Annotated in this window: 12 protein-coding genes and 1 pseudogene; 8 read left to right on the top strand and 5 right to left on the bottom strand. The window is 69.7% G+C overall.

Going from position 1 to position 14,147, the window contains the following annotated elements:
• Positions 1-95: 95 nt before the first annotated feature.
• Positions 96-698 (bottom strand): type II toxin-antitoxin system PemK/MazF family toxin, encoded by a 603-nt coding sequence (locus AWC19_RS21075; RefSeq protein ID WP_085079942.1) that lies wholly within the window; start codon positions 696-698, stop codon positions 96-98.
• On the opposite strand from AWC19_RS21075, the pseudogene lepA reads away from it, so the two are divergent.
• Positions 675-2,679: pseudogene (gene lepA, locus AWC19_RS21080) on the top strand (translation elongation factor 4). The gene AWC19_RS21075 and the pseudogene lepA overlap by 24 nt on opposite strands.
• 2 nt (positions 2,680-2,681) lie before the next feature.
• Positions 2,682-3,431 (top strand): sensor domain-containing protein, encoded by a 750-nt coding sequence (locus AWC19_RS21085; protein WP_085079945.1) that lies wholly within the window; start codon positions 2,682-2,684, stop codon positions 3,429-3,431.
• Between the two features lie 8 nt (positions 3,432-3,439).
• Here the strand turns inward: AWC19_RS21085 and AWC19_RS21090 are convergent, their stop codons facing one another.
• Both AWC19_RS21090 and AWC19_RS21095 read right to left on the bottom strand, forming a co-directional pair.
• A complete protein-coding gene (locus AWC19_RS21090) occupies positions 3,440-5,476 on the bottom strand; it encodes a glycoside hydrolase family 15 protein (protein ID WP_085079947.1) in 2,037 nt (678 codons plus the stop codon).
• Between the two features lie 59 nt (positions 5,477-5,535).
• The gene (locus AWC19_RS21095; RefSeq protein ID WP_085079948.1) at positions 5,536-6,762 is read right to left on the bottom strand and encodes an FAD-dependent oxidoreductase; all 1,227 of its coding nucleotides are present in this window, start codon (positions 6,760-6,762) and stop codon (positions 5,536-5,538) included.
• A 54-nt stretch (positions 6,763-6,816) separates the two neighbouring features.
• On the opposite strand from AWC19_RS21095, the gene AWC19_RS21100 reads away from it, so the two are divergent.
• The 5 genes from AWC19_RS21100 to AWC19_RS21120 all read left to right on the top strand — a co-directional run bounded on the left by AWC19_RS21100 (position 6,817) and on the right by AWC19_RS21120 (position 11,172).
• Positions 6,817-7,011, top strand: coding sequence for a hypothetical protein (locus tag AWC19_RS21100; protein ID WP_085079950.1), 195 nt, complete (start codon positions 6,817-6,819; stop codon positions 7,009-7,011).
• Positions 7,012-7,327: 316 nt separating this feature from the next.
• Complete coding sequence (locus AWC19_RS21105; RefSeq protein ID WP_085079952.1) at positions 7,328-8,374, top strand: sulfate ABC transporter substrate-binding protein; 1,047 nt, start codon at positions 7,328-7,330, stop codon at positions 8,372-8,374.
• A complete protein-coding gene (cysT, locus tag AWC19_RS21110) occupies positions 8,371-9,258 on the top strand; it encodes a sulfate ABC transporter permease subunit CysT (protein WP_085079953.1) in 888 nt (295 codons plus the stop codon). The genes AWC19_RS21105 and cysT overlap by 4 nt, the downstream gene beginning before the upstream one ends.
• Positions 9,255-10,070: a sulfate ABC transporter permease subunit CysW gene (cysW, locus tag AWC19_RS21115; RefSeq protein ID WP_085079955.1), complete on the top strand. Its 816-nt coding sequence runs from the start codon at positions 9,255-9,257 to the stop codon at positions 10,068-10,070. Before cysT ends, cysW begins: the two co-directional genes overlap by 4 nt.
• Before the next feature lie 22 nt (positions 10,071-10,092).
• Positions 10,093-11,172, top strand: coding sequence for a sulfate/molybdate ABC transporter ATP-binding protein (locus AWC19_RS21120; protein WP_085079956.1), 1,080 nt, complete (start codon positions 10,093-10,095; stop codon positions 11,170-11,172).
• A 1-nt stretch (position 11,173) separates the two neighbouring features.
• On the opposite strand, the gene AWC19_RS21125 is transcribed toward AWC19_RS21120, so the two are convergent.
• Complete coding sequence (locus AWC19_RS21125; protein ID WP_211284971.1) at positions 11,174-13,096, bottom strand: gamma-glutamyltransferase family protein; 1,923 nt, start codon at positions 13,094-13,096, stop codon at positions 11,174-11,176.
• Between AWC19_RS21125 and AWC19_RS31650 the strand changes: the two genes are divergently transcribed.
• Positions 13,089-13,445, top strand: coding sequence for a hypothetical protein (locus tag AWC19_RS31650; RefSeq protein ID WP_372508558.1), 357 nt, complete (start codon positions 13,089-13,091; stop codon positions 13,443-13,445). The genes AWC19_RS21125 and AWC19_RS31650 overlap by 8 nt on opposite strands.
• Here the strand turns inward: AWC19_RS31650 and AWC19_RS21135 are convergent.
• Positions 13,395-14,123 (bottom strand): sirohydrochlorin chelatase, encoded by a 729-nt coding sequence (locus AWC19_RS21135; RefSeq protein ID WP_372508557.1) that lies wholly within the window; start codon positions 14,121-14,123, stop codon positions 13,395-13,397. The two genes, AWC19_RS31650 and AWC19_RS21135, sit on opposite strands and share 51 nt — an antisense overlap.
• Between the last annotated feature and the right edge of the window lie 24 nt (positions 14,124-14,147).

Here is a 14,147-nt window from a genome sequence, read left to right on the forward strand (position 1 = left end):
CGACACGCCACACCCCACCCGGGGGTTCTCCTCACATCAAGCCGACACGCCTGCTACCAACGTCCTGGCCGAGTACAGCTAAAGCGCGGCGGGGCTCAGCTCCAGGCGTAATCGGCGCGCAGCCGCGCGGCCACCGCCTCGAACACCTCGGGATCCAGGATCGCGCCCTCGTGCCGAATGCCCTCCTCGGGCACGTCGAGCACCCGGTCCAGCCGGACCCAGCTTTGCCGGCCCTCGTAATCCCAGGCGCCCGAACCGATCCCGACCCAGTCCCGGTCGCCCGCGTGGCGCTCCTGGCTGGACACCATCAACCCCAGCAGCACGCGGCGGTCCCGGCCCACCACGAGGACGGGCCGGTCCTTGCCGCGGGTGGGGTCGTCCTCGTAGGCCACCCAGGTCCATACGATCTCGCCGGGATCGGCCCGGCCGTCGAGGTCCGGAGCGTAGACGAGCTTGCGGGCCCGCTGGGCGGTCGGGAAGCTGGTGCTGGTCACCGGCCGGCCCGCGGTGATCTCGGCGGGCGGGGGCGGCGCGACGGCGGCGATGACGTTCGCCGTGATCTTCACGGCCTGCTGCAGGTCGCGCAGCACGCTGTGCGAGTTTTGCACGTGCCGCACCAGCCGCGGGGCCCGATCGAACACCAGGTTTTCCGCGAACCGCTGGAACGTCTTCCACTGAGACTTCCGCGCAGACGCCATATTCGGAGGATAACCGCGCCAATTGTGTCCGGGCCGCCACGCGTAGATACGCTGGACCTACCCTCGAACGGCCCGTCTGGCGGGCGCAGAACCGGTCCATCAGGAGATTCCCATCAGCAGTTTCGCCGACAAGACCTTCACCCCGCCGGCGCAGATCAGGAATTTCTGCATCATTGCCCACATCGACCACGGCAAGTCGACGCTGGCCGACCGGATGCTGCAACTGACCGGGGTGGTCGACGAGCGCTCGATGCGCGCCCAGTACCTGGACCGCATGGACATCGAGCGGGAGCGCGGCATCACGATCAAGGCACAGAACGTGCGGCTGCCCTGGAAGGTATCGGGCGGCACCGACGCCGGAAAAGAATACGTGCTGCACCTCATCGACACCCCGGGGCACGTCGACTTCACCTACGAGGTGTCGCGCGCGCTGGAGGCCTGCGAGGGCGCGATCCTGTTGGTCGACGCCGCCCAGGGCATCGAGGCCCAGACGCTGGCCAACCTGTACCTGGCGCTGGACCGCGACCTGCACATCATCCCGGTGCTCAACAAGATCGACCTGCCGGCCGCCGACCCGGACCGCTACGCCGGGGAGATCGCCCACATCATCGGCTGCGAGCCCGGCGACGTGCTGCGGGTGTCGGGCAAGACCGGCGAGGGCGTGGCCGACCTGCTCGACCACGTGGTGCGCGAGGTGCCGCCCCCGCAGGGCGACGCCGACGCCCCCACCCGCGCGATGATCTTCGACTCGGTCTACGACATCTACCGCGGCGTGGTGACCTACGTCCGGGTGGTGGACGGCAAGATCAGCCCCCGCGAACGCATCGCGATGATGTCGACCGGCGCCACCCACGAGCTGCTCGAGGTCGGCATCGTCTCGCCCGAGCCCAAGCCCAGTGAGGGGCTGGGCGTGGGGGAGGTCGGCTACCTGATCACCGGCGTCAAGGACGTCCGCCAGTCCAAGGTCGGCGACACCGTGACCACGGCGCGGCACGGCGCCACCGAGGCGCTGACGGGCTACCGCGAACCCAAGCCGATGGTGTACTCGGGCCTGTATCCCGTCGACGGCTCGGACTACCCGGACCTGCGCGACGCCCTGGACAAGCTGCGGCTCAACGACGCCGCCCTGACCTACGAGCCGGAAACGTCGGTGGCGCTGGGCTTCGGTTTCCGGTGCGGCTTTCTGGGTTTGCTGCACATGGAGATCACCCGTGAGCGCCTGGAGCGCGAGTTCGACCTGGACCTGATCTCGACGTCGCCGAACGTCGTGTACCGGGTGATCAAAGAGGACGGCGCCGAGATCCGGGTGACCAACCCGTCGGACTGGCCCGAAGGCAAGATCCGCACCGTCTACGAGCCCGTCGTCAAGACCACCATCATCGCGCCCAGCGAATTCATCGGCACCATCATGGAGCTCTGCCAGTCGCGCCGCGGCGAGCTGGGCGGCATGGACTACCTGTCGCCCGAGCGGGTGGAGCTGCGCTACACCATGCCGCTCGGCGAGATCATCTTCGACTTCTTCGACTCGCTGAAGTCGCGCACCCGCGGCTACGCCAGCCTGGACTACGAGGAGGCCGGCGAGCAGGAGGCCCAGCTGGTCAAGGTCGACATCCTGCTGCAGGGCGAGGCCGTCGACGCGTTCAGCGCGATCGTGCACAAGGATTCGGCCTTCGCCTACGGCAACAAAATGACCACCAAGCTCAAGGAGCTGATCCCGCGCCAGCAGTTCGAGGTGCCGGTGCAGGCGGCCATCGGCTCGAAAATCATTGCGCGGGAGAACATTCGGGCGATCCGCAAGGACGTGCTGTCCAAGTGCTACGGCGGTGACATCACCCGCAAGCGCAAGCTTCTGGAAAAGCAGAAGGAAGGCAAGAAGCGGATGAAGACGATCGGGCGCGTCGAGGTCCCCCAGGAGGCGTTCGTCGCCGCGCTGTCCACCGACGCCGCCGGGGACAAGTCGAGCTCGTCAGGCAAGAAGTAGCCATGCCACAAGCAGGACGGGTCGCGGCGCTGGCCCTGGTCGCCGCGCTGGCGGCCGGCTGTGGCGTCGTCGTCGAGGGCACGGCCAAGCCGGCGCCCAACATCAAGCCGCGGCCGCTTGCCGGCGCCACCGTCCGACAGGTGCTGCTCGACGGCGCCGCCCTGTCGCGAATGCTCAACCAGCCGTTCGTATCCCGCAAGCCGGGCGACTTCGGCGGCCCGGAGAAGCTCTACACCTCGCTGCCCCCGGGCGACTGCCTGGGCGTGACGGCGATGCTGCAGCAGAGCGTCTATGCCGGCGCCGGGGTGCGCGACTTCGCGTCGGAATCGTGGTGGAACAACGGCGAACCGGCCCAGGTGATCAGCGTGATCGAGGGCGTCGTCGCACTGCCGTCGGCCGAGCAAGCGCAGGCGCAATTCACGAAATTCGCGCAGCAGTGGCAGCAGTGCAACGGCATGACGACGACCGAACAAAACGGCCCGATCAGCACGACGAACGCGATCAGCGACGTCCGGGTCGCCAATTCGACTGTGGCCGCGACCAATACGGCGACGTCGGTGTTGCCGAACATGCCACCCCTGCGGCCCACCCCGCAAGCGCGCGCCCTCGGGGTGCAGCAGAACTGCCTCGTCGAGGTTCAGGTCGTGTTCTTCGGCGGGCGACGCCCCTCGGACCCGGGATCGGCCGACGTCAACGCCAGCGCCCTCGACGTCGCGCACGCGATGATGGACAAGGTCAACGCGCTGGGCTGACGCGTCCCCTACACGGGCGCGTTGGCCGGCTGGAACGAGCCGGAGCCGTCGGCCTCCTCCTCGGCGCGGATCACATGGACCACCGCGTTGATCAGCGCCAGGTGGGTGAACGCCTGCGGGAAGTTGCCCAGGTGCCGGCCGGTGCGCGGCTCGATCTCCTCGGCGTAGAGGTGCAGCGGGCTGGCGTAGGACAGCAGCCGCTCGCACAGCCGCTTGGCGCGGCCCACCTCGCCGATCTCGACCAGGGCGGACACCAGCCAGAACGAGCAGATCGTGAACGTGCCCTCCTCGCCGGACAGGCCGTCGTCGGTCTGCTCGACCCGGTACCGCAGCACCAGGCCCTCCTCGGTGAGCTCGTTGGCGATCGCCAGCACGGTGTTGCGCACCCGCGGGTCGTCCGGCGGCAGGAACCGGGTCAGCACCACCAGCAGCAGCGAGGCGTCCAGCGCGTCGCTGCCGTAGCGCTGGACGAACACCCCGCGCGAGTCGACGCCGTGCTCCAGGATGTCGGCCTTGATCTCGTCGGCGATGGCGCGCCACTGCTGGGCGTAGCTCTTTTCGCCCTGCCGCTCGGCCAGCTTGGCCCCGCGGTCCAGCGCCACCCAGCACATCACCTTCGATGACGTGAAGTGTTGCGGCTCCCCGCGCACCTCCCAGATTCCGCGGTCCGGCTCGCGCCAGTGCTTGATCGCCTCTTCCACCTGCTTCTTCAGCACCGGCCACAGGGTTTCGGGGATTTGCTCGCGCGACTTGGCGTGCAGGTAGAACGAGTCCAGGATCGAGCCCCAGATGTCGTGCTGGACCTGGTCGTAGGCGCCGTTGCCGATCCGCACCGGGCGGGCGTGGTCGTAGCCGGACAGGTGGTGCAGCTCTTCCTCGACCAGGCTGCGCTCGCCCCCGACGCCGTACATCACCTGCAGCGGGTGGCGCTCGTTGCTGTTGGCGCCGGAGACGTCGGCGATGAACGCGAAGAAGTCGTCGGCCTCGCGGTCCAGCCCCAGCGTGTAGAGCCCCCACAACGCGAACGTCGAGTCGCGCACCCACGCGTAGCGGTAGTCCCAGTTGCGCTCGCCCTGCGGGGTTTCGGGCAGCGACGTGGTGCTGGCGGCCAGCAGCGCGCCGGTGGGGGAGTACGTCAACCCCTTGAGCGTGAGCGCGCTGCGCTGCAGGTAGGCCCGCCACGGGTGATCCGGGAAGTTCCCGATGTTGATCCACTGCCGCCAGCACTCGGTGGTCTGCCACATCTTGTCGGCGGCCTCTTCGTACGTCTGCGGCGCCGGGTGTTTGGTCCAGCTCAGGGCGACGAACACGTCGTCGCCCTCCTTCATCCGGGTCCGCGCGCGGGCCTCCCGACCCTCCAGGCCGATCCGCAGGTTGGTGGTCAGCCGCAGCGTGGGATGGGCGTCCGGCTGGCGGCTGGCGCGGGCGATGGCCTCGCCGTACGCGTTGGCCGAGTACTCCCAGGTGGCCCCGACGCGGTGGTAGTCGAACGCCGGCTCGCAGCTCATCATCAGCTCGACGGTGCCGCTGACGCAGCGCACGGTGCGCAGCAGGATGTGCTCGGCGTCCCAGTCCATCGGGGTGCGGCGATGGGTCCGCGACCGGCGCTCGGTGTCGTGCCACGGGCCCATCACCAGCGCGTCGCGCACGATCAGCCACCCCGTGGGCGTCTGCCAGGTGGTCTCCATGATCAGGCTGCCGGGAAGGTAGCGGCGGGCCGACGGCACCGACACGCCGTAGGGGCCGAGCCGGAAGTGGCCGGCGCTGCGGTCCAGGATCGCGCCGAACACGCTCGGGGAGTCCGGCCGGGGCACGCACAGCCATTCCACCGATCCCGCCGGCGAAATCAGGCAGGTCGTCTCCCAGTCAGACAGGAACGCGTAGTCGGCGATGGGCGGGAACGGGTTTCGCAGCGACTCGGTGGGCGCGAGGGGCCCGGGGGCGTTGAAATCGATCGGCGCCAGGACGGCGTCCGGCACCGATTCGAAGCCTTGCTCGGCGGCGCCGTTGCTGGGCTGATCGGCGGGTTCGGCGTGCAAAACCATGTCGACATCATCGACTGTCGGGCAGGCCCGCGTCCATTTTTCGCGCTAGGTGTCGCGGGTCACCCGCTCCGTTTGGCGAACGCGGGCGCGTGTTCGGGCAGCGGGCCGATCGCCACCAGGTAGCCGATGAAGCGCCGCAACGCGGGCGTCCGGCCCACCAACAGCACGCCGCGCGGCGGTTTCGATTCCCCGCCGCCGACGGCGGCCGCGATGACCTTGGCGTGGATCATCCGTTGCGCCGCCTGCACGACGGCCGTCGGCGCCCACCGGCGCAGCTGCACCCGGGCCAGCTGCCGGTCAGACACCCGCCCCGCGCGCAACGGGCCGGCCAGGATTCGGGCCGCGGCCACCGCGTCCGCCACCGCAAGGTTGATGCCCACGCCGCCGACCGGCGACATCGCGTGCGCCGCGTCGCCGATGCACAGCGCACCGCCGGAATACCAGCGGGGCAGCCGATCGAGTTGCACGTCAAGCAGTTTCACGTCGTCGAACGACGTCAGCCCCTCGACCCGGTCGGCGATCCAGGGCACCATGCCGACCAGCGCCCGGCGCAGCGCCTCGATGCCTTGGGCGCGCAGATCGGCGTCGGTGCCCTTGGGGATGATGTAGGCGATCTGGTAGTAGTCGCCGCGGTCGATCATGATCGTCGCGTGCCCGGCCCGCAGCACGCCGGCCAGCCCGCTCGGATCGTCTTGCCGCCGCGGAAGCCGCAACCACCAGACGTCCATCGGCGCGCCGAAGCTGCGCGGTTTCAGACCCAGCGCCGAGCGCACCGTCGACGAGCGGCCGTCGCAGGCCACCGTCAGTTCGGCGCGCATTTCGTTCGTCCGGCCCGCCGGGTCGCGGTACGTCACACCCACGACCCGGTCGCCCTCGCGAATCACCCCGAGGACTTCGGTGCTGCGCAGCAGCCTGAACGTGGGCTCGGCCTCGGCGGCGGTGGCCACGAGTTCCAGGAAGTCCCACTGCGGCACCAGGGCGATGTGCTGGTGCGGGCCCGGCAGGCGGGTCAGGTCGAGGCTGACCGGTGCGTTCTGGATTTCCATGCGCACGGCGTCGACGAGGCGATGCGGAAGCTGGGCGAACCGCGCCCCCAGGCCGAGCTCGTCCAGCAGCCGCAGGGTGCTCGCGTGCACGGTGTCACCCCGGAAATCGCGCAGGAAGTCGGGATGTTTTTCCATCACCGTGACCGAGACCCCGGCGCGGGCCAACAGCAGGCCCAGGATCATGCCGGCCGGCCCACCGCCGGCGACCAGACAGGTCGTGCGGTCCGATTCGGGGGCCATACGCTGATCTTGACACATTGGTTTTGCGGTGTCGGGGCGAATAGGGTGGGCGCGATGAACGGGTTCCTGAACTGGTGGGACGGCAACGAGCTGTGGCTGTCCGGGCTCGCCTTCGTGCTGCAGGCCATGGTGGTGATGCCCGTCGTTCTCGTGGTGGCCTACCTCGCGGCCGCGGCGCTCGACACCCTGCTGGGCCAGGGGATCCGGTTGATGCGGCGCGTCCGGCGCGCCGACGGGGCGCCCGGGTAGCGCGCATGCCCCGCTCACACGTGACGCTGATTCTGGTCTCGCTCGTCGTGCTGGTGATCGTCGCGTGGCTGCTGGCGCACTGACGGCCCGCCCGACGCCTTGCGGTGGCGGGCCAGCGAATTCCTGTTAGGCTTCGCGGCATGCAGGTGGCGTCGGGCGTCGTGGAATGCTCTGTCGTCGTGCACTGTTGTCGCTGACTCCCAAGCCCCGTGCGCGGTCTGGTATGGAGTCGTGAATTCCTCACGTTTTAGCCGCCTTCCCATCCTGGTCCGAAGCAACGGGAACAGACCGCTCATCCCGCACTGAAAGGCCAGCAATGCTCAACGACATCGGCAGCGCGCCGCGCCGGCGGCGTGCCCTGCGTGTCGGGTCGCTCGCACTGATCGTCGGCGTCGTCGCCGCGTGTCACGGTGGGCCCAGCGACGTGGTCGGCGGCGGTGGGCTTTCCAACGCCCACGCGAGCATCACGCTGGTGGCCTACTCGGTCCCAGAACCGGGGTGGAGCAAGGTGATCCCCGCCTTCAACGCCTCCGACGAGGGCAAGGGCGTGCAGGTGATCACGTCGTACGGCGCCTCGGGTGACCAGTCCCGCGGCGTCGTCGACGGCAAGCCGGCCGATGTCGTGAACTTCTCGGTCGAGCCGGACGTCACGCGGTTGGTCAAGGCCGGCAAGGTCTCCAAGGACTGGAACGCCGACGCCACCAAGGGAATCCCGTTCGGGTCGGTGGTCACGCTGGTGGTGCGCAAGGGTAATCCGAAAAACATCAGGGACTGGGACGACCTGTTGCGGCCCGGCGTCGAGGTGATCACCCCCAGCCCGCTGAGTTCGGGTTCGGCCAAGTGGAATCTGCTCGCCCCGTACGCCGTCAAGAGCGAAGGCGGCACCAACAGCCAGGCCGGGGTCGACTTCATCGGCAAGTTGGTGCGCGAACACGTCAAACTGCGTCCCGGGTCCGGCAGGGAAGCCACCGATGTCTTCGTGCAGGGCAGCGGCGACGTGCTAATCAGCTACGAAAACGAGGCGATCGCCACCGAACGCGCGGGCAAGCCCGTCGAGCACGTCAACCCGCCGCAGACGTTCAAGATCGACAATCCGTTGGCCGTGGTGACGACCAGCCAGCACCTGGACGCCGCCGTGGCTTTCAAGAATTTCCAATACACCGCCGCGGCGCAGACGGTGTGGGCGCAGGCCGGCTTTCGGCCCGTCGACCCCGCGGTCGCCGCCGATTTCCGGCGCACCTATCCGGTGCCGGCCAAGCTGTGGACGATCGCCGACCTCGGCGGGTGGGCGGTGGCCGACCCGCAGCTGTTCGACAAGAACACCGGCAGCATCACCAAGATCTACACGCAGGCCACCGGATGACGACGCTGATTACCCCGGACCCCGAGGCGATCCCGCCCGCGCTCGACGATGACGCCGCAAAGCGGCCATCGGGATGGCGCCGCGGCTCGCGTGGTTCGGGCACCACGTCCCTCCGGGTCGGGGTGGCCACGCTGTGGCTTTCGGTGATCGTGCTGCTGCCGCTGGCGGCCATCGCGTGGCAGGCCGCGGGCGGGGGCTGGCACGCCTTCTGGCTCGCCGTCACGTCGAACGCCGCGCTGGAGTCGTTCCGTGTGACGCTGACGATTTCGGCCGGCGTCACGATCGTCAACCTGGTCTTCGGCCTGCTGATCGCCTGGATGCTGGTGCGCGACGACTTCGTCGGCAAACGGCTCGTCGACGCGATCATCGACCTGCCGTTCGCGTTGCCGACGATCGTGGCGAGCCTGGTGATGCTGGCTTTGTACGGCAACCACAGCCCGGTGGGCCTTCACCTGCAGCACACCGCCTGGGGCGTGGCCGTGGCGCTGGCCTTCGTCACGCTGCCGTTCGTGGTGCGCGCCGTTCAGCCCGTGCTGCTCGAAATCGACCGCGAGACCGAGGAAGCCGCGGCGTCGCTGGGCGCCAGCGGCCCGAAGATCTTCACCTCGGTGGTGTTGCCGTCGCTGACGCCGGCGTTGTTATCCGGTGCGGGGCTGGCATTTTCGCGCGCGATCGGCGAGTTCGGTTCGGTGGTGCTGATCGGGGGTGCGGTGCCGGGCAAGACGGAAGTGTCCTCGCAGTGGATACGCACGCTGATCGAGAACGACGACCGCACCGGCGCGGCGGCGATATCCATTGTGCTGCTGGCAATCTCGTTCCTCGTGCTGTTCGCCCTGCGGATCGTGGGAGGGCGTGCGGCCAAGCGTCAGGAGTTGGCGTCATGACGGCCGCGTCGCCCACTTCCCGGTATCTCATCCGAGTCGTCGCGCTGGCGTACATCTTCGGGCTGCTCATCGTCCCGGTGTCGCTGATCCTGTGGCGCACCTTCCGGCCCGGGTTCGGCCAGTTCTTCGACTGGGTGAGCACGCCGGCGGCGCAGTCGGCGCTGGACCTGACGCTGCTGGTGGTGGCCATCGTGGTGCCGCTCAACGTGATCTTCGGCATCCCGACCGCGCTGGTGCTGGCGCGCAACCGGTTTCGTGGCAAGGGGGTGCTGCAGGCGGTCATCGACCTGCCGTTCGCCGTGTCACCGGTCATCGTGGGCGTGGCGCTGATCCTGCTGTGGGGGGCGGCGGGTGCGTTCGGGTTCGTCGAGAGAGACCTCGGGTTCAAGATCATCTTCGGTCTGCCCGGCATCGTGCTGGCCAGCATCTTCGTCACACTGCCGTTCGTGGTCCGCGAAGTCGAGCCGGTGCTGCACGAGCTGGGAACCGACCAGGAGGAGGCCGCGGCCACCCTGGGCTCGGGTTGGTGGCAGACGTTTTGGCGGATCACGCTGCCGTCCATCCGGTGGGGTTTGACGTACGGCATCGTGCTGACCGTCGCGCGCACCCTGGGCGAATACGGGGCGGTGATCATCGTGTCGTCCAACCTGCCGGGTAAGTCGCAGACGCTGACTTTGCTTGTCTCGGACCGGTACAACCGCGGCGCCGAGTACGGCGCCTACGCGCTGTCGACTTTGCTGATGGGGGTTGCCGTGCTGGTCCTGATCTTCCAGGTGGTTCTCGACGTGCGCCGGGCACGGGCGACCAGGTAAGCCCGACAAAGGAGACTCGTATATGAGCGGTAACGGAACAGAGCGCGAGCCGGCGATCGTGGTGCGCGACGCGTACAAGCGCTACGGCGACTTCGTCGCACTGGACCACGTCGACTTCGCCGTGCCCACCGGATCGCTGACCGCGCTGCTGGGACCCAGCGGTTCGGGCAAGTCCACCCTGTTGCGCGCCATCGCCGGCCTGGACCAGCCCGACAGCGGGACCGTGACGATCAACGGCCGCGACGTCACCCGGGTGCCGCCGCAGCGCCGCGGCATCGGGTTCGTGTTCCAGCACTATGCCGCGTTCAAGCACATGACCGTTCGCGACAACGTGGCCTACGGGCTGAAGATCCGCAAGCGCCCCAAGGCCGAGATCAAGGAGAAGGTCGACAACCTGCTGGAGGTGGTGGGGCTCAGCGGTTTTCAGACCCGGTGCCCCAACCAGCTCTCCGGGGGTCAACGCCAGCGCATGGCGCTGGCGCGGGCGCTGGCCGTCGACCCGCAGGTGCTGCTGCTCGACGAGCCCTTCGGCGCGCTGGACGCCAAGGTTCGCGAGGACCTGCGCGCGTGGTTGCGGCGCCTGCACGACGAGGTCCACGTCACCACGGTGCTGGTCACCCACGACCAGCAAGAGGCGCTCGACGTCGCCGACCGGATCGCGGTGCTCAACAAGGGCCGCATCGAGCAGGTCGGATCCCCGACCGAGGTGTACGACTCGCCCGCGAGCACGTTCGTGATGTCGTTCCTCGGCGCCGTGTCCGAGCTGAACGGCGCGCTGGTCCGCCCCCACGACATCCGGGTCGGCCGCAAGCCCGACATGGCCGTGGCCGGCGGGGACGGCACCGCCGAGTCCATCGGGGTGGTGCGCGCCACCGTGGACCGGGTGGTGGCGCTCGGCTTCGAGGTCCGCGTCGAGCTCACCAGCGCGGCCACCGGCAACCCCTTCACGGCCCAGATCACCCGCGGCGACGCCGAGGCGCTGGCCCTGCGCGACGGCGACACGGTGTACGTGCGCGCCACCCGGGTGCCGCCGCTGCCCGGCCACAACGTGATCGCCCGCGGCGGCGCCGACGAAGATCAGAGCACGCTGACGTCGGCGTGACTCACCTAGTGTCGCCCATGACGGCGCCCTCGCGGCGCGGGTCGGCGCCGCCGGCCCAGTCGGGCGAGCTTCGGGTGATCGCCGAAAGGCCGCTGGACTGGGCGGCCAGGTTGACCTGGTGGCCCAGCGCGCGCAGGCCGGCCACCAGCGGGTCGTGGTCGCCGTCGTCGGAGGTGTCGATCTCGGGATCCTCGCCGCCGACGTTGGTAGCCGGTGAGTTGTCGGCACCGAAGTCGAGCAGGGACACCGCCTGCTGCGGGTCCAGGCCCCAATCCAGCAGGGCAACAAGGGTTTTCACGACGAACTGAATGATGGTGGAGCCGCCCGGTGAACCGGTGACCGCGTACAGCGGGCCGCGGCCGGCCGGCGCGGCATCGAACACCAACGTCGGCGCCATCGAGCTGCGCGGCCGTTTGCCCGGCTGGACGCGGTTGGCCACCGGCGATCCGTCGGCCGCGCGGGGGTCGGTGGCGAAATCGGTGAGCTGATTGTTGAGGACGAACCCGTCGACCATGTGGAACGAACCGAACGCCGACTCGACGGTGGTGGTGAACGCGGCCGCGTTGCCGTAGGAATCGACGACGCTGACGTGGCTGGTGCCGTGCTCCGTCCCGGGCGGGGCCGCGCCGGTCGGCGCGCCGAAGTCTCCCGGCTTGGCGGTGCCCATGCTGCGCCCCGGCGAGATCAGCGGGACGCGCCCGGCCAGATAGCCGGGATCGATCAACGCGGTGAGCGATCCGCCCGGCTGCCCGACGAAATCGGGGTCGCCGACGTACCTGTCACGGTCGGCGTAGGCCAGCCGCTCCGCCTCCGAAACCAGATGGGCTCCCATCACATTGGGTCGACCGCCGTTGCGGTCGACGCGGGTGGGCGGGTAGTCGCGCATCGGGAAGTGCTCGAGGACGCCCAGCGTGGCGGCGACCGCGATGCCGCCCGACAACGGCGGTGGCATGCCGCAGACCTGGCGGCCGCGATACGTCGCGCAGAGCGGGTCGCGTTTCTTGGCGGCGTAACCCGCCAGGTCCGCGTCGGTGATCAGGCTCGGCGTGCGGCCGCCCGAGGTGTCGCGCGCCGCGGCGACGATGTCGCGCGCGATCTCGCCGGTGTAGAAGGCGTTGACACCGCCGGAGGCGATGGCGGACAAGGTCTTTGCATAGGCGGGGTTCGTCAGGTGCGTTCCCGCGGCCTTGGCGCCACCGTCGGGGCTGAGGAAGTAGCCGCGCGCCTGCGGGTCGGCGCGCAGTTGCGCCGCCGAGTCGGCGATCGCGGCGGCGAGGCGTGGGCTGATGTCGAAACCGTTGTCCGCCAACGCCTGCGCGAAACCAAAGAGGTCGCGCCAGGGCTTGCCCCCGTGGTCGTTGTGGACCAGCTCGAGCAGGCGGAGGACCCCGGGAACCCCGATCGATCGTCCCGATGCCCGCGCATTGGGTTTGGGGGCGGCGGGGCCGGCGTCGCCGATCCAGCGCAGGTAGTTCTCGGTCGCCGCGGCCGGGGCGGTTTCGCGGCCGTCGTAGGCCTGCACCGACCCGGCGCGGGCGTCGTAGTAGAGCGCGAAGCCGCCTCCGCCGATGCCCGACGACTGCGGTTCGACGAGACCCAGGACGGCCTGGGCCGCCACCATCGCGTCGGCGGCCGTTCCGCCGTCACGCAAGACCTGGCAGGCCGCCCGCGTGGACAGGGGATTGGCGGTGGCCACCGCGTAGTGCGCCGTCCGCACGACGGCCATGTCGCTGCGGTACCCGGTCGCCATCTCGGGGCTGCCCGCCGAAGGTGCTGCGGCCGAAGGCATTTGGGATGCGGGCACGCCGTTGGGCACGATCTGGCACGGGCCCGCCGCAGGCGCCGCGGGCGGGTGGTTGCCGCTACACGCTGCCAGCCACACCACCAGCGCGCCGAGCAGGGCTGCGGTCCGGGGCGTGTTCAAGCCACGAAGTGTACTGGACCCGACCTCGCGGGCGCGGTTGCACCCGGATGGCCGCCTGCTGGCCGGAAATGCGGCCGGACCGGCCGAGTTTCACGATGCGGCCGCGGGTGAACTGCGCGTCCTGGACACCCTGTTCCTGGCTCGCTGGATTAGCGCCGTCTGCCAAGGCATTTCGATCCAGGCCCGCAGCGGTGCCGTCCGTAAAGAACTGCACGCGATCGCCGGCCCGGCCCTGGCGGGCTGGCCGAAGCCCAAGCACGGCCTCGCCGTCGAGGCCGCCGGCGGCCCAGCTGGCCGCCTATGCCGCGGCCCGTCCCAGCGTGCTTCGCGCCTGATCGAAGCGGCTTAGCACCGTCTCGGCGACCAGTCGGTGCGCACCCAACGGTTCGGCCAGCGCGAGGCCGGCGCCGTCGGCGAAACGCCGTACCCGGTCCGGTAGCAGCCCGGGGGCCAGGAACCACGGGGCGACGACCACCCGGCGCGCGCCTTGTCGGCGCAACCGGCCGGCGGCCTCCGCCAGCGACGGTCCCGGTCGGGTCACGAAGGCCGTCGTCGCGCCCACCCAGTTCGTGCCGGTCAACAGCTGGGGCGCCACCTGCCGGGTGCGGGCGTTGGCCAGCAGGTCGGATGACCCGATCGCCGCGACGAGCACGCCCACCCGGTCGTCGAGCCGGGACACGCCTGCTTCCGTGATCCGCTGCCGCAGTAGCGAGATCAGCCGAGGGTCTTCGCCGAGGACGTCGGCTTGGACGACATCCGCCCCGGTCCGCGCGATCTGCGCGGGTATGTCGATGCGCGCGTGGTAAGCGTTCGCCAGCAGCAACGGGGTCACCACCGCCGCACCGGTCAGGCCGTCGAGCACGTCGACCAGTTTCGGCGCGTTGTGCTCGCAGAACGCCAGCCGCACGTCGAGGCCCGGCTTCAGGTGCGCCACCTGCCCCGCGACGGCCCGCGCATTGGCCGCCGACCGTGGATCCCTGCTCCCGTGAGCGGTCAGCAGCAGCATGATGGCGCCGCTCCTGCTCATCGCTGCGTTCTGCATCGTCGCCGG

The organism is Mycobacterium palustre (assembly GCF_002101785.1).
GTDB lineage: Bacteria > Actinomycetota > Actinomycetes > Mycobacteriales > Mycobacteriaceae > Mycobacterium > Mycobacterium palustre.

What these genes read in the sequence shown, in the direction of transcription:
- AWC19_RS21075 (WP_085079942.1), bottom strand. Translation starts at nt 698, where the DNA reads ATGGCGTCTGCGCGGAAGTCTCAGTGGAAGACGTTCCAGCGGTTCGCG.
- AWC19_RS21085 (WP_085079945.1), top strand. Translation starts at nt 2,682, where the DNA reads ATGCCACAAGCAGGACGGGTCGCGGCGCTGGCCCTGGTCGCCGCGCTG.
- AWC19_RS21090 (WP_085079947.1), bottom strand. Translation starts at nt 5,476, where the DNA reads ATGGTTTTGCACGCCGAACCCGCCGATCAGCCCAGCAACGGCGCCGCC.
- AWC19_RS21095 (WP_085079948.1), bottom strand. Translation starts at nt 6,762, where the DNA reads ATGGCCCCCGAATCGGACCGCACGACCTGTCTGGTCGCCGGCGGTGGG.
- AWC19_RS21100 (WP_085079950.1), top strand. Translation starts at nt 6,817, where the DNA reads ATGAACGGGTTCCTGAACTGGTGGGACGGCAACGAGCTGTGGCTGTCC.
- AWC19_RS21105 (WP_085079952.1), top strand. Translation starts at nt 7,328, where the DNA reads ATGCTCAACGACATCGGCAGCGCGCCGCGCCGGCGGCGTGCCCTGCGT.
- cysT (WP_085079953.1), top strand. Translation starts at nt 8,371, where the DNA reads ATGACGACGCTGATTACCCCGGACCCCGAGGCGATCCCGCCCGCGCTC.
- cysW (WP_085079955.1), top strand. Translation starts at nt 9,255, where the DNA reads ATGACGGCCGCGTCGCCCACTTCCCGGTATCTCATCCGAGTCGTCGCG.
- AWC19_RS21120 (WP_085079956.1), top strand. Translation starts at nt 10,093, where the DNA reads ATGAGCGGTAACGGAACAGAGCGCGAGCCGGCGATCGTGGTGCGCGAC.
- AWC19_RS21135 (WP_372508557.1), bottom strand. Translation starts at nt 14,123, where the DNA reads ATGAGCAGGAGCGGCGCCATCATGCTGCTGCTGACCGCTCACGGGAGC.